Raw genomic sequence first — 26,759 nt, forward strand, 5'->3', positions numbered from 1 at the left:
AAAATCCCCCCCAAGCTCCTCTGCCCGCTGCACAAGTAAAAGCAGTCCGCCCCGCTCGGGAACAGACTGCTTTTTACTAGAAATACGCTTTGGTAGCGCAGCTTTACTTGGCTTTTTCTTCGGCAAGTGCTTTCACGGAAGCTTCGTCGGCACTGCGCAAGGCGGTATTGACGTCTTTCGTTCCCAGAAGCAGGTTAATCATTTCGGGCAGCAAAAATTTGTCCTGCACGTTGACGTTATTCACAAGCCCGGGCGAGCGGCCCTGAGGCTCCGGCGCAAATTTGTTATAAGAAAACGCGGCGATATTTTTGCCTTTATAGAGCGGCTCGTTTTCCATGAATGCTTTTTTGATTTTGTCGTTCGTCAAGACGGGGAATCTTCCGTCCTTCGACATTCTCGTCTGGTATTCGTCCGATGTCATATAAGCGGCGACCTCGAAGGCTGCTTGCTGATTTTTGCTCCCTTTTAAAATATAGTTATACAGCGCGTTCGCTTGCAGTCCAATGCCCGGTTTTTCCTTGTAAGCCGGAATCGAAACGACGTCCCAATTGAACTTCCAAGACGGGATGTCTAAAGTCATGACGGTCATCGCGGATAGTCCGGAAGTGAAAACTTTGCGGTCTTCTTCCTTGTTCGCCGTTTTCGCATCGAATTTCAAGCCGGGCAGCGTGTAGAAGCGAAGCCAATTGTCGATCACTTTTTTCCAATCTTCGTTCAGAAACGTGGTCTTCTCTTCCTTCGGATCTAAGTACGGCAAATTAAACGGGTTTCTCAAGAAAAACGTGTCGCCCCAGCGATCGCTGAACCCGCGGTACTGTACGCCTTGATCGACGCGGGTAAGCTTGGCTGCGATGCCGTAAATGTCATCCCAGGTCATGCCGTCCTTCGGATAAGCCACCCCGAATTTATCGAACAAATCTTTGTTGTAATATAAGGCGTTGGCATCCAGATTCAGCGGCAAACCGACAATTTTGCCATTGGCGACTTTCTGCATAATGTCCACGGTTGCAGGGTCGAGACGTCCCAAGTCATAGCCGTTGCTTTTGATCAGCGGACTTATATCGTTCACCAAACCGAGGGGGTTCAGCTGATTCGTAATCGCTCCTTTGCTGCCGATGAATATTTCCGGAATCGTTCCGGCCGTTACCAGATCGTTAATATTCGCTCCCGGGCCGGGCGGGTACCCCTTGAATGTAATATGCGGAAACTTCTCTCTCAATGGCTCCACATAAAATTTGTCGAACTCCTGCTGGTTGACCGAACCGAAAACAAAACCAAGCGTTACCGGCTCCTTCATCGCTTTGGGCGGTGTCGTCACTCCGCTCGGGCCGCCCTCCTCCTTGCCGCCTCCATTGCCGCTGCATGCCGCGAGCAGGGACACGATCAGGACGGCTATCGCTGTCCTCATGCTTGCTTTTTGTAACATCGGGTTTCCTCCCTTTTTCTTTTTAATAATTTTCCAACAGGATCGCCTTGCGTTTTTTATATGAATGTAATAGTTACGATCAATTCCGCTTTATGAGGTTGACGGGCTCCTGAGCCAATACGAATGAGACCTAACGGATAAGGGCAAAAGCTGTTTATCCCGCCCGGTTCGCCGGCTCTGCCACGGCTTCCGACGCATAGCTCCGTATTGTCCTCGTTCGAATAATTCTCCGCCTTCTCGATCTCGATCTGGCAGCACTTTCCTCCCGCTTCAAAAATGAATGCCCGAACGGAACGGATGTCTATATAGGTCGACGCATCAAAATTGTAAACGTTCTCCCGGCCGTCCTTCAACCTGATCCGCAGCGGTGACAGCTTCGGCACCGGGATGTTGAACCAGCCTTTTCGGACGAAAAGCCCCGGCGGAGCGGAAAAGCATTGGGTTATACGAATCGAAGCTTCCTCGAACCGGTTATGCACGTCGAACGTTACGCATGGCAACTCACTTTGTTTGCGGAACCGGGGTTCGATGCCAGCCCCCAGCTTCTTCACATGCGGATGTCCGTACGGAACGAATTCCGATGGATCAAGCGTTCGACCATCCGGTGCGGTAACGGAGAAATCGAATGATTCTCCGAATAGGGTGGCCCCCGACCGCGCGACTTTTCCGTTCCGATCCTGCACCTCCATCCCGAACAAATAGTCGGGATCGTTTGGCGGGGCGTATACCAGCCCGTCACCCGCGAACAAAGTCGTAATCGCGGCGCCGCCAACGATCGTACCGATGAATTCGCCTCCGAAATGCGGGGCTGTCGGCGTATTGCACCCGCTTGTGCAGGCGGCGAAAGACGTTTCGTACACCGGCGTGCTGACCCTGACCCAGCGATGCCACCATGAATAGGCATAGTAAGGCTCCGGCTCCGCGGCTTCAATGGCGGGGATCCCGAATTCGTAAGCGTACGTCGCAACCTTGGCGTAAATCTCGATGCAATTAAACTTGTCGAACTGCTTCTCTACAGTCAAGCGGTGCCCGTAAGGCTGATGCGGCGGCACACCCGTTTCCCGGAAATGGTCGGACGATGCGAAATGATCCAGAAACCGGTCGGCAAACCATTTGAAATGGCTTTGCATCTCCTTCCGTTCGGCGAGCGGTCCCGGATCGGCAAGGCAGGCAAGCGGAGCACTTTCAAAGATCACTTTGCCGTACCAGGCCCGGTACAAGCCGTACCCGTCCACGTCGCAGGACATGCGTCCGGCCCGCGACAAATCTTTGTAGAGCCCTTCGGCGTATTTGACGCAAAAATCGTCCCAGTGCGCCGTCCTCTCGAGCAATCCGTTTTTCAGTCCATGCGCGTACGTGAACATAAAGCCGTCCAACTCGGTTAAATAATAGGCGGGCGTATGGGTATTGACCGGCAATTCGTTCACCGCTCCCGTCCCGCAGCCATAGTTGAACGTAAAGTCAGGGTGCAGTACAGCTTCCTGAATGCCCGGACGGACGGAAAGATGGCGATACTTTCCATTAACGGTCGAATGCGTGTACGCGTAGATGCCGTTATCGAACAGCGTCTTGTACTGATTGAGATAATAAGGTTCATCTGTAACCAAATAAGCGAAATAATAGCTGAGTATTTCAAACCGGAGAGATTGGTCGGCCCCCGCGGTTCCTTTCTCCCCGGCCTCCGGGTGATACCGCGCGATGCGGACGACCGCATCGCGCACCGGCTGCTCCAGATGCTCCATGCCGGCCTCCTTCAAATGCCCATAGGCAAGGCCGAGCGACCGGCAAATCGTGAACGCGAAACCCGGATGATCGTTAACCGCTTTGCACTCCACCGTCTCGTATACAAGGCCGTTCTCCGTTACGAGACCGACGATTCGCTCCAGCAACCGGTTGAAGCGATACCGATGCGTCTCCTCCTTCGTCCATAAATACAAATACATATGGTGTACCATCGCCATCGACGCAAAGCTGCACACGGCAGGCTGACCGTCGCTCTGCCTGTACATGCCAGTCTGTTCATCCCAGCTCTCGTCGAGAAAAGTCTCTAAAGCCCGATTACGCAAAAATGCCAGCTCCCGCATTGTGATCGCTCCTATTTTTTCATTTCCTCAGTGATTTTTTGTCAGTCTCTTCCTCAGCCCTCCGCAGCAGCATGTTTGACCTTCATTTGGTTCATTCCCCCTTCATATGTTCACTGTGGACAGTGGACCATTCACTATATATGAAAAAACGCTTACCCAGTAAGTTGTGCGTAAGAAGCGGCAGTATTTTTACTAGAAAGGGATTAGGCTTGGCGCGTGGACCAACCACAATAATGACAAAATAGTACCCCGTGAAAGCGCTTCTGTCAATACTAGGAAAGCGTTTTATTAATATTCTTACCATACCTCCGGCGGCTTCGCCGGAGGTACGGGCCAGTATGCATTACCGTCTTTCGATGATCAGATTGTCGAATGAGGCGCTAGTGCCATACGTCCGGAACCCGACCTTGCCAGCCGCAATCGAAGTATCGTTAACCGTACTGCCGATTTGGACGCCATTTACCGAAAGCGCAATGTCTCGCCCGCGCAGCTCAACGGCCAGTTGATAATACGTATTCGTATCATACGAATACGGCGCTTCCCAAAGCTTGGTTAAGGCTCCGCCAACTTTTCGATATAGTGCAGCTTTGCCCGATTCCAGCCTTGCTTCATAGTAATTGCCCATATCTTTATAACGGAACAGCAGTCCTTGCCCCGCGCTTGCGCTGCCCGGCTTCACGTCCGCGCGCACGATATAGCTATCCCATGCGTCGTTCCCGGTAGTGATCATGCTTTCCAGTCCTGCGGCGGCGGATTGAACGAGGACTTGATTCGTTCCGTCCTGCTGTATGCTCCATGTGCCGTTCCCCGTCTCATTTTTCCAGCGAATAGGAAATGAACCGACGAAACCATTATCGAAGTTGTCTTTATATACGATATGCCTCGCGTTCGGCAAACCCGGCTCGATGAGCAGATCGTCCACGTATACGCTTCTTACCACTGTTGCTCCATTGTCGTACGCAGGCTTCGCGAGCGATAACCGGACCTTCTCCAGCACAACGCCGCCCAGCGGATAAAATTTGCGCTCATAATCGCCCGTCCCCGTTCCTGTGTTGTAGGTTCCGACCGTTCTCCACGTCCCGTCCGTCAGCACCTCGACCGTCATTACCGCATCTCCGCCGCCTGGTTTAACGCGAAGGGAGAGCACCGCATTCCCGTCGATCCAGCGGTAAACGTCGCGCCCCACTGTAAGAACGTCATCGTTTCCGCCACTGGTCCACAGCTTCATGGCGCCGGACGCGGCGCTTATGCCGGATGCTGCCGGCGTACCCGCTTGCGCAATTGTCCATTTGTCGATGTTATCGAACGTTTCGATACTGTCGGTATCGAGATATTCCTGAAGCTGCATCGTTTTCAGCCAGACGCTCGCCCGCTGCCCGTTCGCCCCGCCGGCAGTCGGTTCTCCTATGCTGACAAGCAGCTTCTCCAGCCTGCTTCCGGCGATTTTATAGTAGCGCTTCTCGAAACTGCCGCTCCCGTTCCCCGGATAATACTCTTCGAGACGCTTCGTCACACCGTCGATGGTAGCTTCCACCGTCAAGAAGCTGCCGCTCGCGACTTTCGCTTCCACCATCAAATAAGGAGTCCGGCTTATATCCATGTTCAGTTGGTTCTTATAATAAGCTAACGAATCGCGCCCGCTTGTGCCGTTATACCACATTTCCGCAATTCCGTCGTTGCTGGCGAAGCCGTAATCGGAAGCGGCCATGCTCGGCCCGCTAACGCTCCAATCGCCAACATTGTACAGGTCGGCAACATCGCGGTTCGCCCGGGTACGATCCATGTAGAGCGCCAGCTCGCGGAAAGAAGCGCTTCTCCGTTCCCCGACAATCTCATTCTCCAGACCGGGAGGCTCCGATATGCCAAGAACGATCCGGTTCAGCTTCGTGCCCCAGCCGCGGATGTCGTAATACCGTTTTTGGAAATAGTCCGAATCCTCGGTCGTATATTCCTCCACCCGATGGCTCTGACCGTCCACGATGACGTCCACCGTGACGAAGGTGCCCGGCGCAAGTTTCATGTCAAGCATGAGCCTGCTGTAGAGACTAATATCGACGTTGAAGTCCCGATTGTAATGAAGAATGTCGCGTCCGGACGTATTCGCGTACGACATCTCGGCTTCGCCGTTATGGGAAGCGAATTGGTAGGACGTATTGGCGGGCGCGGCGCCCAGCTTCCAATTGCTTAGACTTGTAAAATCGTCGAGCCGTTGCTTCCGGTCGCCGGATTTATGAACGCTAATATCGTTTAAGGTTACGCTTACCGGCTGACCGCTGCTCCCGCCGATATCTCCGTCCGGTTCTCCGATGCTTATCCGCAGCTTTTCCAGCACGTTGCCGGAAATGTTGAAATACAGCTTCTCATTGCTTCCGTTCCCTTTGTAATAACCGACCAATCGTTTGGCCACCCCATCGATCCAGGCTTCCACGGTCAGATGCGCATTTGCCGGAACCGCAGCATCGACGGACAAATACCGGTAGCCTGCAATGTTCAGGCCGATGTTATTCTTGTCGTAATACAAAGTGTCTTTGATGTTGGTGACGCCGTCAGAAGAACTCGAGTTTTCCCTATACCACATGGTCGCCGATCCGTTATTGGCGGTAAATCCGAAATTATCGGTTCCGTTCATCGAGTGGGCGCCGAGCGCCCAGCCGGAAACATCGGCAAAATGGTCCACCGCTAGGCTTTCCGCTGCCGCAGCGCCCGTATCGAAGAAGAAGCTTGCTTCCGGGCCGATTCCTCCAAGCCCGCCATGCGTCGTGTAATCCACGTATAGATTGACGGCACCGTCTATACCGATCGCCACGTCTGCCGTCTCAACCTGTTGCCCCGGCGCCATGTCGCCTACCGTATAGGCAACCGTACCGCCTTGCGGAGTTACGAATGTAAGCTGTACGTTCTCGAGCCGGTATTCCCTTCTGTTGATCAGGAGAAGCTTGAGGTGTTCGCCATCCGGCTTGCGATATATGACCGCAACGTCGTCGAATAGTTGTTTCAGCCCTTCCACCATTTCAGGATGAAGCTCTAGCGATCCATTGTCTGTCGACAGCCCGGGATGCCGGGGCTTATAGTCCGTTAACCCGGAATAATACATAACTCCGCTCCAGCCTTGCGCTAGTACCGAGTCGTACCAGCGTTTGGTCAGATGATCGATATTCGCTTCATAATCTTTCTCGTTGTAGGCGTTCGCCTTGTAAAGTCCCCATTCGGTCAAAATCGCCGGCTGCGAGCTGCCGAGGCTGTCGATACGCTCCTTATACCCGTTCGCAGAATGGTTGTATAAATTGAATGCCATCACATCCGCTCCGTCATTCACATAAGGGCCGTTATGATTGCTGTACAAGCTCGGCCGTCGATACGGATCGGTACCCCGAACCGCTTCCGTCCGGTTGCCGAGCATCTGCTCGATGTCCGCATATCTCGTTCCCGTAAACTCGTTGCCGATCCCGAAGGCGAGTACATTCGGCGACTCCCGCAGCGCTTTGACGAGCAGCTCGGTCTGCATCAGGCTTTTGTCGCTATCCAGGTCGTTATCGTACACCTTCGTCAGCAGCTCGCTAAAATCGATTACACTGTCCGTCGCGGACGGCAGAATGAGCAGCCCATACTGCTCTGCTGCAGCGAGCAGACCCGGACTCGGCGCGTCCCCGCGTATCGCGTTCGCTCCCGCGAGCTTGGCAAGCTCAAGGAACGAACGGCCTTTCTCCTCATTGTACATGGTGGCTCCTCCGTTCAGCCCTTTTACGAGGAACGGTTCGCCGTTCACATACAGTTTGCGGCCCGCCTTTGTTTCGATGACAGTCCCGTGAAAAGAAATCGACGCTGCATCGACTTTCGACGCGCCGTTCCATATTTCCGCGGTAGCCGTATAGGACATGAAGCGGGCTCGCGGCGACCAAGAGAACGAGACGGACTTCACTCCTCCGGCCGGTATCGACTGGCCGCCTACCGTCTGATCGAATACGACCGTATTGTCCCGATCCCGGATGGTCAGTTTGACGGTAGCGTTCATCGCAGACGCCGTATCGTTGCGGACGGGGATGTCGAATAAATGCTCGGCCGTGTAAGTTGCCGTATCGACAGTAGCCGGATGCGCCCGGTTGATGCCCGCTATGTAAACGCCTGGGACACGGATCAGCTTGACGTCGCCGAGAATGCCTGCCTTGCCCGCATACGTATCGTCAGGTCTTTGCCGGATAATCCAAAACTCCTTCCTCGGATCGTCGTTGATCCGGACCGCGATCGTATTTGTCCCTTCTACGAGCAGACTGCTGACATCGTAAACGTCGTTCCAGTCGAAGGAATGCAGATTGTAGTAGTCCGTCGATTGCTTGTTATATCCCCAATACGAGCCGAACTGCTTCTCGGAAAGCGCCCCGTGCAGCCCGGGATTGGTCAGCTTCGTGCCGTTCACCCATATTTCCGCTTCATCGAGTACACGGTCGAACTTCAAATATTTGACGCGATCGGCCGCGTGGATCGTAAAACTTTTGCGATACCAGAACACGTAACCGCCTTCAATACTTTGCGGATAACTGCCATATAAGTTCGAGACGGAGCCGTCGTCCGGGATCGACCGGGTCGTCCATGCCGAATCGTCGAACGAGGGTGCAGAATAAGCCGGATCGTCCGACAAGCTGAACTTCCAGACTCCGTTCAACGAAACGGTCTGGCGTTCGGCCGCACCGACGTTTGGAATATCGGCGAAGCAGCTGCTCGAGAACAAGGAAACCAACATCGCCCCAATAATGGAGACGAGCACAGCTCTAGCATTTCTAAAGCGCTTAACCATCTCAAGTATCCTCCCTTCAAAATGAAAAGCAGGTAGACATCTTGACATCTGGCATGTGGACCATCCACAATTCGTGCAAGGAAAGCTTCGCGATCCCCGCCTCCCTTGCTATTCCACTTCGTTCGGTAACGTCGATTCCCTGACAATCAGTTCGGTAGCAATAACTTGCTTCATCTCAATCCCTCTCCTTTCCATTTGAGCCATAAGTGCATCGAACGCTTGTCGCGCCACTTTTTGTTTCGGGAATTTTACCGAAGTGAGCGGTACGAGCGCGATTTCCGTGTTGTAGGAGTTGTCATAGCCCATGACGGCCACTTCCGCGGGAATGTGGAAGCCGCTCTTGATGAGCACATTCATCGCCCGAATCGCAATCAGATCGTTGTATGCGATAATGCCGTCCATCCGACCGTCTCTCGCTCGCTCGATCAATTGGGTATCGAAGTCTTCATCGATTGCAGACATTCTGCCGAGATCGAGCCCCCGTTCCTGGACGGCCTTCTCAAGCCCCTTATGACGGAGCTGGGATAAATAGCTGTCCGGATAGTCGTCGATATACATAATATGACGACGTCCATGCTCCATCATATGGAGAGCCCCAAGGTAACTGCCTTCGCCCTGATCAAAGATGATATGGGGCAGCCCTTCCATACTGTAATGGATCCGATTAATCAGGATGACGGGAACGCCTGATGCGAATATTTTCTCATAAAGGTCGGTATTTTGCCCGCTAAGGTGAGGCGCCGCGATAATGCCCTTCACGGATTGGTTCTGGATGCCGGCCAAAATATTCCTTTCTTTCTCCGGATCGTTGCCGATCAAGCAAAGCACCAGCTTGAATCTCCGCTCATAAGCGATGGTTTCGACTTCCCGGGAAAGCTCTCCGTAAAAATAAACCGACGTGTCGGGAATAATCAGGACGATCGACTGCGAGGAATTTTCGAGCGAGTCGATCTGCTCCTTGGGCGGAATATAAACGCCCTTCCCCCGACGTTTAATCAAATACCCTTCCGCCACCAGTTCCGATATCGCTTTATTGACGCTGAATCGGCTCACATTCAAATCTTCGGCCATATCGCGTTCCGATTCCAATCGCAACTCTTTGCCGTTTTCAGCTCTTTTACCGATCTCATCGCGTATAAACTGTTTGATTTTATGATATAAAAAGCTGTTGTCGAACTTCATGTTTCCATCTCCCAGCTATTGGCGCGTGGACCATCCACTATGATTGATTATAGTGCCCGCGTAGAAAAGCGTCAAGTTCCTTGCCGCAAAAAGAGGTTGTCGGATTTGGAGCGGACAAACCGGTAATGGTATAGTTAAGACATTGCAGAATCTATACATATCGTTTGGAGGAAACCATATGCCATCACAACGCGATTTGGAAAAATATGCGGAGCTGGCCGTCCGCGTAGGCATCAACGTCCAGCCGGGGCAAACGCTCGTCGTAACCGCCCCGCTGTCCGCTGCGGAGCTTGTTCGCTTGATCGCCGAGAAAGCGTACGAAGCGGGCGCCAAAAACGTTCACGTGGAGTATAACGACGAACAATTAACCCGGATCAAGTACAAGCTTGCCCCGGAAGAAGCGTTCACCGAATACCCGATGTTTCGGGCGAAGGGCTGGGAGGAGTTCGCGGAAAATGGCGCCGGCTTCCTCAGCATCTATTCCCCGAATCCCGATCTGCTTGAAGGCATCGATCCGCAGCGCATCGCTACGGCGACCAAAACGGCGGGAATCGCGCTCCAGGGCTGGCGCAATTACACGATGGCGCACCGCGTCGCATGGTCGCTTATATCGACGCCTACGCCCGAATGGGCGAGCAAAATATTCCCGGATCTCCCGGAAGGCGAAGCCGAAAGCCGGCTGTGGGAGATGATTCTGCAGGCGGTTCGCGTCGATCGGGATGATCCGGTCGCCGCCTGGAAGGAGCACAACGCCCGTCTCGCGAAAACGGTCGACTACTTGAACGCCAAGCAGTACAAGCAGCTCGTCTACCACGCCGAAGGAACCGATCTCACCGTCGATATGCCGGACCGTCACGTCTGGCACGGAGGCTCCACCGAAAACGAGAAAGGCGTCACGTTTAACCCGAACATGCCGACGGAGGAAGTGTTTACGATGCCGCATAAGGACGGCGCGAACGGCGTCGTCCGCAGCACGCGCCCGCTCAACTACGGCGGCAACCTGATCGACAATTTCACGCTCCGCTTCGAAAATGGTAAAGTGGTCGACTTCACCGCCGAGAAAGGCTACGACACGCTGAAGCTGCTGCTCGATTCCGACGAAGGCGCGCGCAGACTCGGCGAGCTTGCGCTCGTGCCGAACCGTTCGCCGATCTCCGATACGAAGCTCGTGTTCTACAACACGCTGTTCGACGAGAACGCTTCTTGCCACTTCGCGCTCGGCCGCGCTTATCCGACAACGATCGAAGGCGGCACGGAGATGACGAAAGAGCAGCTTACCGAACACGGAGCGAACGACAGTCTCGTGCACGTCGATTTCATGATGGGCGGACCCGACTTAAGCATCGACGGCATTACGCAGGACGGCCGGACCGAGCCGATATTCCGCGACGGCAACTGGGCGATCGAGCTGGGCTAATCCGCATCCGCGACTACAAACCGCACCTGAAAAGGTGCGGTTTGCTGCCTTTTATTCTCACCGTAAACGGTGAAAAACAGAAAATGTATGGTTAGCGGCGGCGGATTAAGGTATAATAGCGACGAAAAAGCGAACAAGCCAGACATCCAAAGCGGTAGGCCGCAATCCGGAACCGGGAAGTGGGAGAACAGATGAAAATTGCTGCACAGCTGTACACGCTCCGCGAGTTTTTGAAGACGGAAGAAGATATCGCCGCTACACTGCAAAAGGTGAAAGAAATCGGCTATAACGAGGTGCAAGTTTCGGGTCTCGGGCCGATCGGCGACGAAGCGCTGAAAACGATCGTGGATCGCGTAGGTCTTCATATTTGCGCGACGCACATCCCGTTCGCGGACATGGTGAACGATCTGGACGCCGTTATTGCCAAGCACAAGCTGTGGGATTGCAAATATGTCGGCATCGGCGGATTGCCGGGCGAATACCGGAGCAGCGCGGAAGGATACGCCACGTTTGCGAAGCTCGCCTCCGATATTTCGCGCAAGCTGAAGGAAGCCGGCCTGCAATTCATTTATCATAACCATGCGTTCGAATTCGCCAAATTCGAAGGCAAATCCGGCATGGAGATCCTGTTTGACGAGTCCGACGCAAGCGCTTTCGGCTTCGAGCTGGACGTGCACTGGGTACAAGCCGGCGGCGCCGACCCAATCGAATGGATTCGCAAAGTAAACGGACGCATGCAAGTCGTCCATCTGAAAGACTTCGTCGTAACGCCGAACAGCGAGCGGTTGTTTGCCGAAATCGGCGAAGGCAATATGAATTTCCGCGGCATTTTGCAGGCTTGCGAGGAAACGGGCGTAGAGTTTGGTGCCGTCGAGCAGGACAATTGCTACGGGCGCGATCCCTTCGAATGTCTCGCGGTCAGCGCGCGCAATCTGAAGGCGCTCGGCGCTTCGTTCTAAACCGCATAATAAGCAAACAGGAAGGTCCGCTTTAGGCGGCCTTCCTGTTTTATTTTTTTATCGTGTATGCTGCGGTTGAAGCGCTTCGCCCGCGAGTTGTTTGCCCGGGATCAGATCCTCCGCGCGAATCGGCTCGCCCGCCAAGGGACGCTCCAGCTCCCAGGACCATGCTGCACTTTTGCGGGCGCTATCGAGCCAGTCCAGCAGATCCCCATCCTCTTGCCGGACGGTTTCTTCGGCATAGGCTTGGGCTACCGGACTGCGTACGCCCCGTTCATCCAGCATATGTAATGCCGCTGCCGGTACAGCCTCCGGTTTGCCGGGATCGAGCCACAAATACGCTTCGTGCAGCATTTGCCGTTCCACTTTCGCTTTTTGTTCTCTATATATGGCGCAGTCCCCTTCGGCTTCGGCGATGAGCCGCTTCAGGCGTTTGCGCTCCTCCATCCATTTGGCCAGACGGTACAAGATCATCTGTTCCACTCCTTTCGGTATTCGTTTTCATTGTAAGGTGGAAACATTAAGCCAACATTAGCGCACCGTTAATTTAATGTGACAATCTTGTAACAATCGCGGCCTAAGATGGGAACCTGCTCATTTGTTATTCAGTATGCCTCGAAATGAATTTTTCAATCCGAACACGAATGTTGCTTTAGTCCGCCGATCGCGCTTTTCCGGTCGATTCCCTCTCGATAAGATCGTACTCCAGCACTTCCCTGCTATGCAGCCTCTCCGGCTGCTTCAAACGTTCCATCAGCAGCCTAACCGCCACAGCACCGGACGGTCCGGTTGGCATCCTCAAAGACGTCATCTGCGGTACGGCCAATACGGCATGCAAATCGTCGAAGCCGACAACGGATACTTCATCGGGAATCGGGACGTCCTCCTCCTTCAGAGCATGCATTGCCCCGAGCGCGTAGTTATCGTTTGCCCCGATCACTGCGCTTGGTCTTAACCCTTCTAGCCATGCCTCCTTCATTCGGCGGTAAGAGACTGTCACCTCCTCGCCGGGAGTGATGACGGGATGATCCTTTATCTCTACAAGCGTCGGCTGTAGCTCCGCTTCGTACATCGCTTGCAGGTACCCTTCCCTACGCTCGTACTCCGTGCCGCTTTCCGCCTTTTTGGACAGATAGGCGATGTTGCGGTGTCCCAGCCCGAGCAAATACTGGGTCGCAGCGCGGCCGGCCCCTTTATTGTCAAAACGAATGGAGTCGATACGGTTGTGGATAAAATCTCGTCTGGTTGTATTAACCGCAACGCCTGATTCCGCCAAATCGATTAACAAGCCGTCATGCTTTTTTTCGGTGGCCCCACCGACGAAAGTCACTCCGGCGACTCGCTGCTGCTTTAATAAATCGATGGCCTGGACGAGATCATCCGAATGGGGATTGACATATTGCAGGATGACGCCGTAATTGTACGATTTTGCGGTTTGTTGAAAATTGGTGATAAGCGGGGCAAATACTCCGCGGACAATATCGGCCAGCACAATGCCCAGCAACGAGTTTTTGCCGGTTGTCAGTCCGCTGGCAAAGTTATCCTTGCGATATCCGAGCTCCTCGGCCGCTTTATTGACTCTTTCCTTCATTTGCTCCGATACGCCAGGAATGGACGCCAATGCTTTGGACACCGTCGTCCGGTCCACATTCAAATATTTTGCGATATCTTTCATCGTTACTTTCTTTTTGGGTTCCATACGATTTCCAACTTGTTTTGTGTCCATAGTCTCTCCTATGCTCTCCACATTGGCCTTTTCACTCAAGGAAGCCTTCATTGTACTACATTGTATCATATACCTCCACGAAGAATAATCCCGCCGAACATGGTGATGAACAACCAAGTACACTCCCTATTGTCCTCGTTGAAACACCACATGCCTCTGGCAGTCTTGGATCCTACCAGTTTGTGGATGCCTCCGCTAATTCGGAGAATGTGCCTGTTCCCATACGTGTTCTTGTTGACATGGCTTGCTTTAGAAATTAATATTAAACCCATCACCCGGGTGAAGTAACCATTTTTTGAGAGTTAGCTTATATCTATGTCATATTGCGGATGGTGATCGTGGTGTTGAAGGAATTATTAAATAACAGAAATATAATGCCGATATGGAATAACCATGTAGAATGGATAGGTCGAAAAAAAGAGATTATCCATATGCTTTGTGAGGAGGAGTATGGTTTTTTTCCTCTTCAAGCTGTTGATTTATCTTTCGAGGTTGTGGAGGAGAGCAATAGCTTTTGTGCCGGAAAGGTAGCTTTAAAAAAAGTGATGGCGACGGCGAAATTTGAACATGGGAACTTTTCCTTTCCCTTCTATGCTGCAATTCCGCAAAAGGCAGGTAAGCATCCTTTTTTTGTCTTAGCCAATTTTAGGGATCATGTCCCCGATCAATACTTACCTAGCGAAGAAGTAGGAGATCACGGCTTTGGAGTTCTCTCTTTTTGTTATAAAGATGTTAGCTCGGACAATAATGACTGGAGCAACGGCCTGGCAGGAACGATTTATAATAACCATGAACGATGCAAGGCAAACTGCGGCAAAATAGCGATGTGGGCCTGGGCGGCCTCTCGTGTACTGGATTATGCGTACACGCAATCCAATCTGGATGTTTCCAATGCCGCTGTAATCGGACATTCCAGATTAGGGAAAACGGCATTGCTGGCAGGGGCGTTGGACGAGCGATTTACATGCGTCATTTCGAACAATTCGGGCTGCAGCGGTGCTGCTATTTCGAGAAATAAAAACGGCGAAACCATCGAAAACATTTATAATAAATTCCCCTATTGGTTTTGCGACAATTATGAAAAATATAAAAATAACGAAGGTAAGCTGCCCTTCGATCAGCATTTTCTTTTGGCTGCCATTGCGCCGCGAAAGGTTTATGTCGCAAGTGCGGTCCAAGATTTGTGGGCGGACCCCGAGTCGGAATACTTATCGTGCGTTGCTGCGAGCGAGGTTTATGAAAAGTTGGGACTTCCCGGATTCGTGCACCCGGATCGTCTTCCCCAAGCAGGAGACGTATTTCATGCAGGACATATTGGCTATCATTTAAGAAGCGGGGGGCATTATTTAAGTCGTGAGGATTGGCTGCATTTTATTCATTATTTACAACAAAAGGCATAGGTGGCGGGCTGCGTCACATGACTGCCTGCAATCAACGGGGAATGGCGTCCATTCCCCGGCCGATCGCGGCTCATGCTTGCTTTTTTCCACTTCAGAGGACTTGATTACTCCCATTTGAACAAATAACTCGACAAGGCAAAAGCGGCAACCATCCACCCGGCGAGAAGCGCCACCTCCGGCCATAGCGCGGATAGGTCGGCTCCGACGTTCATGACCTGCCGCATCGCAGCCGTAAGATGAGAGATCGGCAGCAGCTTGACGACAGGCTGCAAAAACTGCGGCATTTCCTTGATCGGGAAAAACACCCCGCCCAAAAACAGCATCGGATACGACACGAAGCCGGCGATCGGTCCGGCGCTTTCCGGCGTTTTCGCCAAAGAAGCGATAATGAAGCCAAACGACATAAACGTCAGCGTCCCCAGTGCTACGAACAGACCAAGCAGCAGCCAGGAGCCGTTCACCTGCGTATCGAAGAAGGTCGAGCCGACCACAACGACGATCAGCACCTGAAGGCCGTTCATGACGAGCCTCGCGGTAATTTGCGCCGCGATAAACGTAGCCGCGGTCAGCGTCGTGCTCTGCATCCGCCGCAAAATGCCGCGCTCGCGCCACGAGGCGATCTGCCCCGCTACCCCGTTCAAGTTATTCGACATAATCATCATCGCGAGAATGCCGGGCACGAGAAAGTCGATATATTTCAAATGCAGCGACTGCACCGCCGACGCGTCGACGATGACGACAGGCGAATAGTTGGCAAGCTGCTTGCTCACGCCGTCGACGACCTGGGACAATATCGACAGGGCGATTTGCGACGTTGTCATATTCGTCTCGTCGTAGTACGCCTTAACCGTAGCTACCTCGGGCGTCGTCATAAACACAGGGTCTACGTACTCGCTCGATTCGTGCATCGACAGCAGCTCCTGATACCCTTTCGGCACAACTACGACGATGTGGCGGTCTCCCTGCTTAAGCTCCTTCAGCGCCGCTTCCTTGTCGTACTGCTCATTCAGCTCGATGACCGTGTTCATCTGCTGCAGCGAACGGATCAGCTCCCGCGACCCCGGGCTGTTGTCTTCGTCGATCAGCGCGCCGCTAAGCGAGATGCCGCTTCCGTTTCCGAGAAAAAAGCCGATCATCGCCACGAAAAACACCGGAAACAGCAGCGACCAGAACAACACTTGGCGATTGCGAGCAAACATGAGAAGCTGGGCGAGCGTCAGGTGTATATATGCTTTCATCCTTCCCTGAGGCTCCTTCCCGTCATATGGAGGAATACATCCTCCAGCGTAGCCGATCGCGTGCGCAAATCGGCGAACGCCAGACTGTTCTCTCTCGCTGTCTCGATCCAATTCGTTAGCGTCTCCTGCATCCGGTCCGTGTACAGCACGTACCATTCGCCGCGCACCTCGAGCTGCTTGACCCCGCTTACGGACTGAAGCAGCCGGAGAGCCTGCTCTTTCTCCGGACTGTTTTCCGGAGCGCCCTCAAGCGAAGGCAGCCGGAATTCAACGGCGCTGTCGGACCGCATATTCCGCACCAGATGATCCGGCGTATCGAGCGCAATGACGCGCCCGCGGTCCATCAGGCAGACCCGGTCGCACAGATAATGCGCCTCGTCCATATAATGCGTCGACAGCATAATCGTTTTGCCTCGAGCCTTCAGCTTGGCTATAATGTCCCACAGCGTTCGGCGCGCCCCCGGATCAAGCCCGGTCGTAGGCTCGTCAAGGAAAATGATTTGCGGATCGTTGACGAGCGCAAGGGCGATCGCGAGACGCTGACGCTGACCTCCGGATAAATGCTTGACGCGGTCGTTTTTCTTTTCTTCCAATATCATATCTTGCAGCAGCGGCCGGATCGGGACCGAGTTCGGATAAAAGCTGGCGTACATCCGGATAATTTCCTGAACCTTGAGCTGATCGAACAGCGAGGTCGATTGCAATTGGACCCCGATGACCATCTTCACCTTCTTCAGCTCCGTCTGCGTATCGTAGCCGGCCACGATAACCGTCCCGCTATCGGGCCTGCGCAAGCCTTCGATCATTTCCAGTGTCGTCGTTTTTCCTGCGCCGTTCGGACCGAGCAGGCCGAATACTTCGCCGCGGCGCACCTCGAAGCTGATGCCGCTCGCCGCCGTAAACGCACCGTATCGTTTCACGAGCCCTTCTACGCGGATAACCGCTGCCTGATCGTTTTGCCGGCGCTCGTTCCCGCTCAGCGCATCGTTCATAAATTCCCTCCTAGCAATCGATCCTATTATACCACCGATTGGGAACGCTTGCGAAAACAGCGTTATCGGGCGTAATTTCGGGTGAAGAGGGCTGGTGCATTTTCGCGCCGGATGCGCTATAGTAGAATCACAATTCCGACCGCGAACCATTTTGTAGCAAAATGTGTCAGCCAAAGACAAGGAGATCCCATGAATAAGAAGAAACACGTCAAGTCCCCCGCCCCATCCGCGCCAAAATCCGCGGCGACCGAGCTGCTAGCTGAGCAGCCGGCGATGCTGCTCGACTTCCTGCTGGCGGCGCTGTCCGGCCGCAGCCGCAACTCGGTCAAATCGATACTCGCCCGCGGCCAGGTTTCGGTGAACGGCCGTCCGACGACGAAGTACGACTTCCCGCTGCAGCCCGGGCACCGCGTCATCGTCAGTTGGGCAAAGGTGGCGGAGCGCAGCGAAGTGAAACTGAACGGGCTGTCCCTTATGCATGAAGATAACGATTTGATCGTCGTTCATAAGGAAGCCGGCCTTCTCTCGATCGCAACGGCCCAGGAGAAGGAACAAACCGCCTACCGGCAGCTGTCCGACTACGTACGCCGCTCCAATCCGTCGGCGCGCATCTTTATCGTGCATCGGCTCGATCGCGACACATCCGGCGTCATGATGTTTGCCAAAAGCGAGCGGGTGCAGCAATTGTTGCAGAACGAGTGGAAGGATGCCGTGCTCGAGCGTACGTACGTCGCGCTGGTGGAAGGCGAGGTGCGCGAGAAGGAAGGAACCGTCAAGTCGTGGCTGAAGGAAAACAAAGCGATGGTCATGTATTCCAGCAGCAAGCCGGACGACGGGCAGCTCGCGATTACCCGCTACAAGGTGCTGAAGACGAACAACCGCGCCTCGCTGCTGCAAGTCGAGCTGGAAACCGGGCGCAAAAATCAGATCCGCGTCCATATGATGGACATCGGCCACCCGGTCGTCGGAGACAAAAAATACGGCTCGCGCGGCGGCTCCCCGATCGGCCGACTCGGCCTGCACGCCCATGTTCTTTCATTCCGTCATCCGGCCAGCGGGGAGACGATGCGGTTTGAAAGCCCGATGCCTTCTTCGTTTTTGCGCGTATTCCGGGAACAATAAGGATAATAATCGATTCTTAACATTTCCTTCAGAAAGCTTTAAGAATTTCCCTTCATTCTATCCAAACATTATCGAGTATGATAGAATCAGCCCATTAATGGAGGGAACACCGCCCATGCCGACCCATATTCGAGAAAAATTTCTATTTTTATACAAATTCATCCGTTCGCCCAAACAAGTCGGCAGCATTACGCCAAGCTCCCCCTTTCTCGCCAAAACGATGGTCGGGCAAGTGCCCTGGCATCGCGTAAACGCTGTCGCCGAGCTGGGGGCCGGCACCGGCGCCATCACGAAGTTTATCGCGGCGGCCAGGCAGAAGCCGACCAAAGTGCTTCTGTTCGAAAAAGACGCGAGCCTGCGCGAAGCTTTGTCCGCCGCATATCCGGAGTTCGGCTGTTACGCCGATGCAAGCAGTATCGACATGGCGCTGAAGAAGGAAGGGCTCGGAGAAGGGCAGCTGGACTGCATCCTGAGCGGCTTGCCTTTCTTCAATTTCCCGCAGCAGCTGCGCGATAAGCTGATGGAGCAAATCGCCCGCTCGCTGAAGCCGGGCGGATTGTTCATCGCCTTCCAATACTCGCAGCAAATGAAAAAACAGCTGGACCGCCAATTCGAGCTGGAGCATGTCCGCTTCGTACCTCTCAATATGCCTCCGGCATTCGTATATGTTTGCCGCAAAAGAGAAGAAACCGTTCCGGTAACGGAAACGGAACCATACAGCCTGCATCCTACCGGAAAGGAGCGTCCTGCCTATGAGCTATGATGGTTTGCTGGCGCTCATCCAGCAGTTCGGCTATGCCGCCCTGTTCTTCGCCCTCTGGCTTGGGATCGTCGGCATGCCGATCCCTGATGAAGTGATCGTCATGACCGGCGGAGCCGTAACCGCAAGCGGGCTGCTGCATGTCGTTCCCGCATTTATCCTCACTTATTTGGGCGTCGTTTCGGGCTTGTCGCTCGGCTACTTTCTTGGCAGATGGCTCGGCACTCCGATGCTGGAGCGGCTGAAACGCAAAAAAAAGATGGACAAATATTTGGCCCAATCGGAAAGGCTTGTCACCAAATACGGCAGCTTTGCCTTGTGTATCGGCTATTTTTTTCCCGTCGTCCGCCACGTGGTCCCGTACTTGGTCGGTCTAGGCAAAATGTCGTTCAAGCGGTATGCGCTCTTCTCGTACACGACCGGGTTCGTCTGGACGCTGATCTTCTTCACGCTCGGACGGCTGGTTGGCGATCACGCCAAAGAAATCGGCTATTTCCTGCACAGCTACGGTCTCAAGCTGATCTGGATTCCAGTGGCGGCTATTGCGGTTGTTGCCATTGTCCGCTTCAGACGCGCTAGACGGAGTCAGCAAGGACGCAGCATCCAATGCGTCAATAGCGTCAATAACGTAAGCAGCGTCAAGGACCAGTAATCGCACCCCCAAGAGCGATGGAGCGGATGTCGCCGATTCGCCGAACGACATAACGCGGGCTCACATGCTCCTCCAGCGACGCCCCGCTTCGATTGTACAAGCAAAAGTCGATGTCTGCGGCACGAGCGCCGGCATAATCGTCCTTGAGCGAGTCGCCGACATATAGCACTTCTGAACGGTTAGCGCCAAGCTCGCTCAGGGCGATTTCAAAAATGTTCCGATCAGGCTTCCAGTACCCGACCTCGTCGGATACGATAAACGCATCGAACAGCTTCAAAATGTCTCCGCTAGCCGTTCGCCTCCGCTGGCCTTCTCCGATTCCGTTCGAGATCACTGCCAGCTTGCGGTTTCCGTGCAAGTCGCCAAGCAGTTCTCTGGCCCCGTCCTCAAAATGGCATAGGGAGCAGAAATGGTCCCAGTACGTGCGGGCCAGGGCCGACGGATCGGCGTCACTATGCCCCAGCCGGATGAACGTATCGCGAAACGAATACTCGAGAACCTGATGAATCGTCAGCCTGCGTTCGTTCCTCTCGCTCCAGTACATCCAGTTGATCGGTCCGAACGTTTCCCGGAATCGCCCCCACGTCCATCGTTCCTCCTGCTCCAGCCCGTGCTGGCGAATCGTCAGTTGCATGGCGTCGGTCTCGCTTCTGTCGTAGTCAAGCAGCGTATGATCCAGATCGAAGATGATCGCTTTATACATGGAAGGTCCCTCCGTTTATACCGGCTTCTCCGGTTCTTTTCGCCTATTATTTCATGTCCGGCCTCCCTTGTCGATTCTTTTCACCACTGCGGAGTGCTTGTCCTGTTCTGCCTGAAAAAAGAGCGCCCCCCGCCATTCGTTCGCACGAATACGGAGAGCGCTTGGCTGTGCAGGAGCGCCGTTATTTTTTCTTCGCTTTCTCTTCCTCGACAAGCTGCTTCAACTTCTCGTCGAGCTGCCGGAGCGCCGTGTTCAAATCCGTCTTGCCGCTCACATAATCGACGAATGCCGTGCTGACCGCCGATTGCTGCGAGGCGAGAGGGACATCGACGAGCCCCGGCTTCCGCTTGGGCGTCGGATCGGTCGGCGGGTAAAACGAAACCGCCTTCATATTTTTCGTTTTGTAGATCGCATGCTCGCTTCCGAGAGCGTTCTGGATATCTTTGTTGTTCAGCGTCGTCGGAATGCCTTGCTTCGAGTCCTCCATCTGAATTTCATCCTTCAGCATTTCCATAATGACCTCGAACGCCTCGTCCTTATGCTTGCTCGTTTCCGAAATCGACCAGTAGGCCGGTCCCCGCTGGCTGACCCGTTTCGGAGCGCCCTCCATCGTCGGCAGCGACACGATATCCCAGTTGATTTCCGGCGGAATGACCAGATAAACGCTGTGCAGGTTGGCGGACAGGGCAGCTTCGCCTTTGCCAAACATATTCATGTCGTCCGCAGCCGTTTTCGGATATTCGTTACCTTGAACGTCGTAGAACCGTTTCAGGTTGCTGAATACTTTCGTCCACTTGTCCTGATCGGTCAAGCCGTCCTTCTCCGGATCGAGGATCGCCTGGGAGAACGGATTGTCCCGCAGCATCCCCGTCAAGTTGGCGCTAAAGCCGCGAATTTGCTTGCCGCCGTCCGTCCGGGTCATCTTCTTGGACAGATCGTATGCTTCGTCCCACGTCATGCCGTCCTTCGGATAAGGTACGCCGAATTTATCGAACAAATCTTTGTTGTAGTACAGCACATTCGGGAAAAACGGCGGCACCGGCAGTCCGAACAGCTTGCCGTCACGCGTATAGTCCTTGATTTCCTGAATGAACACTGGATTGAACCGGTTCAAATCGTATTTGTACTTTGTCACGTAAGGGGTCAGATCTACGCCCAGATTCAAATCCAAATAGCCGGTTCGAAGCGTCGGAATATCGGTGCGGATCAGGTCCGGAATTTCGCCGCGCGTGACCAGATCGGTAATGTTGTTCCCGGTGCCGCTCGTCTGGTAATTAAACGTAATGTGCGGGAACTTCTTTTCCAGTACCCCCCGAAACCGTTTGTCGAACTCCTCCTTGCTGACACCGGCCGCAAAAATCAGCATCGAATACGGATCTTTTTTCGCTTCCGCCTTCGGCTTCTCCTCCGCCGTTTTACCGTTTCCCGAATCGTTTCCCGTATTGTTTCCCGTTCCGCAAGCTGTCATCAGGGCCAGTACCATGCTGAGTGGAAGGCAAAACGAAATAACTTTGGACTTGCGCATACCCACACATCTCCCCCGTCTTTAATTGACAACGCTTTCAAAATTGAGTCTTTTTAATTATCTCAGAAACTGGAAACCGACAGCAGACATCATTTTACCTCAACTACCCAAAATTTTACGTTCCTGTACATTACATGTATAAATATATGTGTTACAATAGAGTCAAAACGATACGGCAGGTGACCGTCATTGGGAGCTTATCCTCGGTATCAGGACTCGCTGTCTCACGAACATTACGGAAAAAGCAAGCTGCCCCTCTTTGTCGTTCTCAGCAACCTGGAGCGCAGCTACCCGCTGCATTACCACAACTTCGCCGAGCTCAGCATGGTGATCGAAGGAACCGGCACGGAGATCGTGGGCGGCACCCCCCATGTTTTCCGCGAAGGAACCGTCACTTTTTTACTGCCGCACCACATACACGAAATTCGTTTGAGCAGTCCGAAAGCGCTTAAATACAATATTATGTTCGACCTCAATATGCTGTTCCTGAGCCCATCCGACCGGGAGCTGGCGAACGCCCTGCTCAAAACGGGCTTGGACTACCCGACCCATTACGATCTAAACGAGGAGCAGCGCGCCCATATGACCTCGATCTTCCAGGCAATGCGGCAGGAATACGAGAACGAAGGGTTCGGCAAAGACTCCGTGCTCCGCTCCAAGCTGCTGGAGGCGTTCGTGTTTCTGCTGCGGATCCCCCGTTCTCTGGACAGCATGAAGCCGGCGGTCGCCCGGTCAGAGACCCGCAGCAGCATGGTGGAGAATATTGTGCAATATTTGCACGTACATTATCAGGACGAGATTACGCTTGGCGGGCTGGCGAGCCGGTTCAATACGAACGCTTCGTACTTGAGCCGGATTTTCAAACAGTTCGCCGGACAAACGTTTACCGAATATTTGCATTCGCTTCGGGTCGGACGCGCAGCCAGCTTGCTTGCGACGACATCGATGAGCGTGACTGAAATAGCGATCGACGTCGGCTTCGACCAGACGCGCACGTTTACCCGGGCGTTCAAGGACGTGAAAGGAACAACGCCGAAGATGTATCGGGCTCGTTTTCGCAATGCCGCCTCGGAATATGTATAAAGCGGGACCCAAATACAGAAGCTCTTGCCGGGAACGGCAAGAGCTTCTGTATTTGTCCGCTACACATTTAGAAGGCGCTGCTGCAGCTTATCCGCCAGCTCCTCCGTCTGCTCCCAAACGATCGGACGCATCTGGCTGGACTTGATGGCAAGCCGTTCGGCCTCGCTGCGCTGTACGGAAATGAGTACCGGAACTTCCTGGCCCAGCGCATAACCGGCGGCAAAATAAATATCGGCGCAATCGCCGGACAAGTCGGCGACGAGCAGCTTGCTCTCCGCAATCGTTTGAAACGCGCTGTCGCCCACTTTGTTCAGCTTCGAATATTCGATCATGCTTGGAATATATCCGCACTGCTGGAGCTTGGGAAAAATCGTCATCGACCATTCCTTGCGTTTCTCTTCCAGTCCGGGGACGATGACAGCGCACGGCATCAGACGTTTGCCTTCGGCCTTCGCTTCCGCCTCCTGCCAGCCCTTCTCCGTCAGCTTGAAAGACGCGCCCGTCCGCTCCAGCAGCTGTTCGTCTCTCAGCTTCTCGATAATATGGACAAGCTCCTGCAAATTCGGAGAATAAGTCAGATTATAATGATCGCCGAGCTGCCGGATGACGACCGTTTCGTTCGGGCCCTTCGCCTGCCTGCGGAAATATTGCAGCAGCTTGTCCGCCTTCGCCTCGATCGTAACCGGCACCCGCGGCGAGCTTCGGATCGTCTCCAGGTCCTCGAACGTGAGAGAAACGGGCTCTTCGCAATCGATCAGCTCCCGTATGTAAGCCGATACGATCGGAAACAGCAGGTGCTTCGTTTGGTGGGAAAGCGAGGCGTACAACTCGTAGCTGTCCGCCCGCAGCTTATAAGATTCGCCCGGCGCGCAGAGGCAGCCGATAAAGCTGTAATAGTCCGCCTTCTGCTTGACCGGCACGATTTTGTCGCAAAAGACGCATCGTTTCGTGTCCATATCGCTCATCCCCTTCTCCATGTTAGTTCGTACGCAACCGGCAGGTTAAGGGGGGAGGCGGAATGATTAAAATTTCCCTGTACGGGAAAGACGCCCGCCGCAAGCAAAAAAGGAAACTCTCGCTCACCACAGAACGCAGAAGGAGAAGGTGCGCAAAGCCGTGGCCATACGGGCGTATTCGGGCTTATACCGGCATCTGTTATTCACCGCGCCTGCGGATCGGGTACAGCATCTCGAAGTCGAATACCGTAACCGATTCGTATGGAATCGTAAACGGATTGACCGGGCCTAGCCGGTTCGCTTCCAGCCCATACACGCCGGGTCTGGTGTCAAGCTCATACTCCCCGTTTGTTCTCAGCCAGTTGAACAGCACTCCGTACGCTTCGTTCATATGAGCCTCGTTGCCATGAACGCGCAACCTGGCGCACAACATTCGGGCGTGTCCAGAGGCTCTGTCCCGTCCGGTACGACTTCGGCTTCGCCGACGCGCAAGCCGACATATAAAGTTTCCACACCTGGGGCCCATTGCTCCTGAGGAATGCACACATAACCGGTGTCCGGGTCGGCAAGGCGCGGATCGCCTTGCGGGAGCACCTCCGTCAGCTTGCGCCATGCTGCGCGGGTACCGCTTTTGTCCGGCACAGTCGGTGCCTGGACGGTCAACAGGCGCATCGGCGGCACAGTCACGACTTCGACTGATAACGTATCGTTCATAGTCCCAACTCCTCTGAGTTATTCAGACTGGACGACGATAACGGTGTGGTTATCCTCATCGCGAATGCGGAACGACACTTCGCCGGGCGTTCGGACGATGCCGCCGTCCGCTTCGAATCCGGCGGACAATGCGAAATCATAAGCCGCATCGATGTTATCCGTATACACCGTAAATGACTGGAGAAGACGCTCCTCACGGGAAACATCGGATGCATCGCCCCTGCCCGCCTCCGCCTGCAGCAGCAGATCGGTGCCGTTTTCCAGCTTGAACAGATGCCACCCGCCCTCTTGCCGGTCCTTAGGGTTAACGTTCAAATCCAGCAGAGCCGCATAACGACGGACCGCACGGTCCAGATCGCGAACCGTCAACCATACTGCGCCGATATGCGGACGGACCGGGCTGCGCCTGCCGCCGGGACGGCCGTCCACGCCGCCGAAGGCCATGGAGTAACCGTCGGGATCGCGCACGATAAATTCCTTCCATGGCCCTCCTTCGGGGTACGTGACGATGTCCTGCGCAATAATGGCACCCTTTTCCCGAAATTCCGCGAGTAAAGCCTCCAGTTGCGCCCATGTGTCCACATATGCATAAATGTCTACGCCGATCGTCTGTCCTCTTGCGGGCGCCTTCGGTCGCACATCCTCGGGCGACGCTGCTTGAAGCAGCTTAAGCGCAAGACCGCTCAAGCCGTCCCGCTCCGCCCACCAGTCCGTGACATCGAATCCGAGCACATCGCGGTAATAGGCCTGCGACTTGGCCAGATCGTGGGCAAGCAGTACGGTAAGCGAAGACCCTATCGTTTTTGGTTTTGCCATACTATGCCTCCTGTTCTCATGAAATCGTACTCTGATTGACGCACAGCAGATGCCCTTCCGGATCGTAAAATTTCACGTAACCGCCGCAAGGCTCCACGAAGTAAGGCTCGGCCTCGATTCGTACACCGGAGCGGACAAGCCGCCGGTACAGCGTCCTTACGTTCCGGCTGTGCAGCTCCAGCCCGTGAACCGGCTCGCCTCCGCGCAGCCAGTGATCGGCTTTGAACTCTTCATCCGCTACCTCCAGCAGATGCAAACCTGGACCTTCCCCGGACTTTGTGCGCAGAAACGTATGCTCCGCGATCGGCCGCTCGGGATGCTCGAGCACATAGCCGAGCATATCGATGTAAAAGGCGACGGATCGCTGCAAGTCCCGAACCGGCAGCTGGATAAGCGTATAGCCGTCGATATCGCCGGCACGATTTTCCTCATCGCTGCATATCATGACCAGATTGTCATCCGGGTCGGCGATCGTAAAGTACGCCACACTGCCATGGCGCATGATGTCGTGAAAGACAGGCAGCCCCCGCTCGACGACATAGGCATAGGCCCCTTCGATATCGTTCGTATCGAGCATAAACGGAATTTCGAATGAGTCTCCGTTTCGTGCGCGATTGTCGTCCAGCAGCAGATCGGCGCCACGGGAAGCGGGTATGACATAGATCGAGTCGGACGCTTCGTCCTCCCTGAACGGGACGCCAAGCAGATCGCAAAGCCAGACGGCCCCGGATCGCATATCGCGGACGTTAATGAACACGCCTCCTATGCGCGGCCGGATCGGGCTGAAGCTGGTCGGAAGCTCCCGCCGAATGTTACCGTCCTTCGCCCAGCACGCCATATACACCCGGCCGTCCGGCGCGCGAAAGCTGAAATGGGCGACATCCGGGTAGCACTCCGGTTCGGCCAGCGTGTCCGCCTTCGATTTTACATAGTCGTATGCCTCATCGATATGCTCGCATGCGAACATAATGAAAGGCTTCTGGTCTTCGCGCCAGTCGGGATTTTGGCGGTTAGCGGAATTGTCGTCGAGAATGAGATCGGTCCCGGGAAGATCGAACCAATACACAGGCCCGCCGCCGAGCCGCTCCTCCCGAACGGGCAAACCTAGCAAATCGCTGTACCATTCCGCAGATCTGCGCAAATCGGATACGTGAACAAACAGGCTGGCCGCTCCCGTCTGCAGCGAGACCGTTATAGGGGCTGTGTCCATCG

General features: G+C 54.3%; 22 protein-coding genes. 7 read left to right on the plus strand and 15 right to left on the minus strand.

The genetic code is table 11. The annotated features are described in order from the left end of the window. Window positions 1-103 precede the first annotated feature (103 nt). The 4 genes from D7M11_RS29080 to D7M11_RS29095 all read right to left on the minus strand — a co-directional run bounded on the left by D7M11_RS29080 (window position 104) and on the right by D7M11_RS29095 (window position 9,484). Window positions 104-1,426 carry an ABC transporter substrate-binding protein gene (locus tag D7M11_RS29080; RefSeq protein WP_120750781.1) on the minus strand — a complete coding sequence of 441 codons (1,323 nt, stop codon included), beginning with the start codon at window positions 1,424-1,426 and terminating at the stop codon, window positions 104-106. 56 nt (window positions 1,427-1,482) lie between these two features. Further along, the gene (locus D7M11_RS29085) at window positions 1,483-3,510 is read right to left on the minus strand and encodes a hypothetical protein (RefSeq protein ID WP_120750782.1); all 2,028 of its coding nucleotides are present in this window, start codon (window positions 3,508-3,510) and stop codon (window positions 1,483-1,485) included. A gap of 343 nt (window positions 3,511-3,853) precedes the next feature. Further along, complete coding sequence (locus D7M11_RS29090; protein WP_120750783.1) at window positions 3,854-8,302, minus strand: family 16 glycoside hydrolase; 4,449 nt, start codon at window positions 8,300-8,302, stop codon at window positions 3,854-3,856. Window positions 8,303-8,410: 108 nt separating this feature from the next. Beyond that, window positions 8,411-9,484, minus strand: coding sequence for a substrate-binding domain-containing protein (locus D7M11_RS29095; protein WP_120750784.1), 1,074 nt, complete (start codon window positions 9,482-9,484; stop codon window positions 8,411-8,413). Between the two features lie 178 nt (window positions 9,485-9,662). Between D7M11_RS29095 and D7M11_RS29100 the strand changes: the two genes are divergently transcribed. Continuing rightward, on the plus strand, window positions 9,663-10,901 hold the full coding sequence (locus tag D7M11_RS29100; protein WP_120750785.1) for an aminopeptidase: 1,239 nt from the start codon (window positions 9,663-9,665) through the stop codon (window positions 10,899-10,901). Between the two features lie 191 nt (window positions 10,902-11,092). Further along, complete coding sequence (locus D7M11_RS29105; RefSeq protein WP_120750786.1) at window positions 11,093-11,860, plus strand: sugar phosphate isomerase/epimerase family protein; 768 nt, start codon at window positions 11,093-11,095, stop codon at window positions 11,858-11,860. 57 nt (window positions 11,861-11,917) lie between these two features. Here D7M11_RS29105 and D7M11_RS29110 read toward each other — a convergent pair whose 3' ends face one another. Both D7M11_RS29110 and D7M11_RS29115 read right to left on the minus strand, forming a co-directional pair. Further along, complete coding sequence (locus D7M11_RS29110; protein ID WP_120750787.1) at window positions 11,918-12,334, minus strand: hypothetical protein; 417 nt, start codon at window positions 12,332-12,334, stop codon at window positions 11,918-11,920. Window positions 12,335-12,512: 178 nt separating this feature from the next. Continuing rightward, window positions 12,513-13,559, minus strand: coding sequence for a LacI family DNA-binding transcriptional regulator (locus D7M11_RS29115; RefSeq protein WP_158606889.1), 1,047 nt, complete (start codon window positions 13,557-13,559; stop codon window positions 12,513-12,515). 356 nt (window positions 13,560-13,915) lie between these two features. Here D7M11_RS29115 and D7M11_RS29120 point away from each other — a divergent pair, with 356 nt between their 5' ends. Next, entirely contained in the window at window positions 13,916-14,986 is a 1,071-nt protein-coding gene (locus D7M11_RS29120) for a glucuronyl esterase domain-containing protein (RefSeq protein WP_420818449.1), read from the plus strand. Window positions 14,987-15,090: 104 nt separating this feature from the next. Here D7M11_RS29120 and D7M11_RS29125 read toward each other — a convergent pair whose 3' ends face one another. Continuing rightward, window positions 15,091-16,224 (minus strand): ABC transporter permease, encoded by a 1,134-nt coding sequence (locus D7M11_RS29125; RefSeq protein WP_120750790.1) that lies wholly within the window; start codon window positions 16,222-16,224, stop codon window positions 15,091-15,093. After that, the gene (locus tag D7M11_RS29130) at window positions 16,221-17,216 is read right to left on the minus strand and encodes an ABC transporter ATP-binding protein (protein ID WP_120750791.1); all 996 of its coding nucleotides are present in this window, start codon (window positions 17,214-17,216) and stop codon (window positions 16,221-16,223) included. The genes D7M11_RS29125 and D7M11_RS29130 overlap by 4 nt, the downstream gene beginning before the upstream one ends. Before the next feature lie 189 nt (window positions 17,217-17,405). Between D7M11_RS29130 and D7M11_RS29135 the strand changes: the two genes are divergently transcribed. The 3 genes from D7M11_RS29135 to D7M11_RS29145 all read left to right on the plus strand — a co-directional run bounded on the left by D7M11_RS29135 (window position 17,406) and on the right by D7M11_RS29145 (window position 19,750). Continuing rightward, a complete protein-coding gene (locus D7M11_RS29135) occupies window positions 17,406-18,338 on the plus strand; it encodes an RluA family pseudouridine synthase (RefSeq protein WP_120750792.1) in 933 nt (310 codons plus the stop codon). A gap of 115 nt (window positions 18,339-18,453) precedes the next feature. Continuing rightward, a complete protein-coding gene (locus tag D7M11_RS29140; protein WP_120750793.1) occupies window positions 18,454-19,101 on the plus strand; it encodes a class I SAM-dependent methyltransferase in 648 nt (215 codons plus the stop codon). Further along, on the plus strand, window positions 19,091-19,750 hold the full coding sequence (locus D7M11_RS29145) for a DedA family protein (RefSeq protein ID WP_120750794.1): 660 nt from the start codon (window positions 19,091-19,093) through the stop codon (window positions 19,748-19,750). The genes D7M11_RS29140 and D7M11_RS29145 overlap by 11 nt, the downstream gene beginning before the upstream one ends. On the opposite strand, the gene D7M11_RS29150 is transcribed toward D7M11_RS29145, so the two are convergent. Next, entirely contained in the window at window positions 19,737-20,453 is a 717-nt protein-coding gene (locus tag D7M11_RS29150) for an HAD family hydrolase (protein WP_120750795.1), read from the minus strand. The genes D7M11_RS29145 and D7M11_RS29150 overlap by 14 nt on opposite strands. 181 nt (window positions 20,454-20,634) lie before the next feature. Then, window positions 20,635-21,978 (minus strand): ABC transporter substrate-binding protein, encoded by a 1,344-nt coding sequence (locus D7M11_RS29155; protein WP_120750796.1) that lies wholly within the window; start codon window positions 21,976-21,978, stop codon window positions 20,635-20,637. Window positions 21,979-22,167: 189 nt separating this feature from the next. Here D7M11_RS29155 and D7M11_RS29160 point away from each other — a divergent pair, with 189 nt between their 5' ends. Then, a complete protein-coding gene (locus D7M11_RS29160; protein WP_120750797.1) occupies window positions 22,168-23,061 on the plus strand; it encodes an AraC family transcriptional regulator in 894 nt (297 codons plus the stop codon). 59 nt (window positions 23,062-23,120) lie between these two features. Here D7M11_RS29160 and D7M11_RS29165 read toward each other — a convergent pair whose 3' ends face one another. The 5 genes from D7M11_RS29165 to D7M11_RS29185 all read right to left on the minus strand — a co-directional run bounded on the left by D7M11_RS29165 (window position 23,121) and on the right by D7M11_RS29185 (window position 26,757). Continuing rightward, window positions 23,121-24,017, minus strand: coding sequence for a hypothetical protein (locus tag D7M11_RS29165; protein WP_120750817.1), 897 nt, complete (start codon window positions 24,015-24,017; stop codon window positions 23,121-23,123). 199 nt (window positions 24,018-24,216) lie between these two features. Then, a complete protein-coding gene (locus D7M11_RS29170; RefSeq protein ID WP_120750798.1) occupies window positions 24,217-24,408 on the minus strand; it encodes a hypothetical protein in 192 nt (63 codons plus the stop codon). Continuing rightward, window positions 24,405-24,731, minus strand: coding sequence for a hypothetical protein (locus D7M11_RS29175; protein ID WP_120750799.1), 327 nt, complete (start codon window positions 24,729-24,731; stop codon window positions 24,405-24,407). Before D7M11_RS29175 ends, D7M11_RS29170 begins: the two co-directional genes overlap by 4 nt. Before the next feature lie 18 nt (window positions 24,732-24,749). Then, the gene (locus D7M11_RS29180) at window positions 24,750-25,547 is read right to left on the minus strand and encodes a VOC family protein (RefSeq protein ID WP_120750800.1); all 798 of its coding nucleotides are present in this window, start codon (window positions 25,545-25,547) and stop codon (window positions 24,750-24,752) included. Between the two features lie 16 nt (window positions 25,548-25,563). Then, on the minus strand, window positions 25,564-26,757 hold the full coding sequence (locus D7M11_RS29185) for a VOC family protein (protein ID WP_120750801.1): 1,194 nt from the start codon (window positions 26,755-26,757) through the stop codon (window positions 25,564-25,566). Window positions 26,758-26,759 lie beyond the last annotated feature (2 nt).

The organism is Paenibacillus ginsengarvi (assembly GCF_003626695.1).
GTDB lineage: Bacteria > Bacillota > Bacilli > Paenibacillales > NBRC-103111 > Paenibacillus_AB > Paenibacillus_AB ginsengarvi.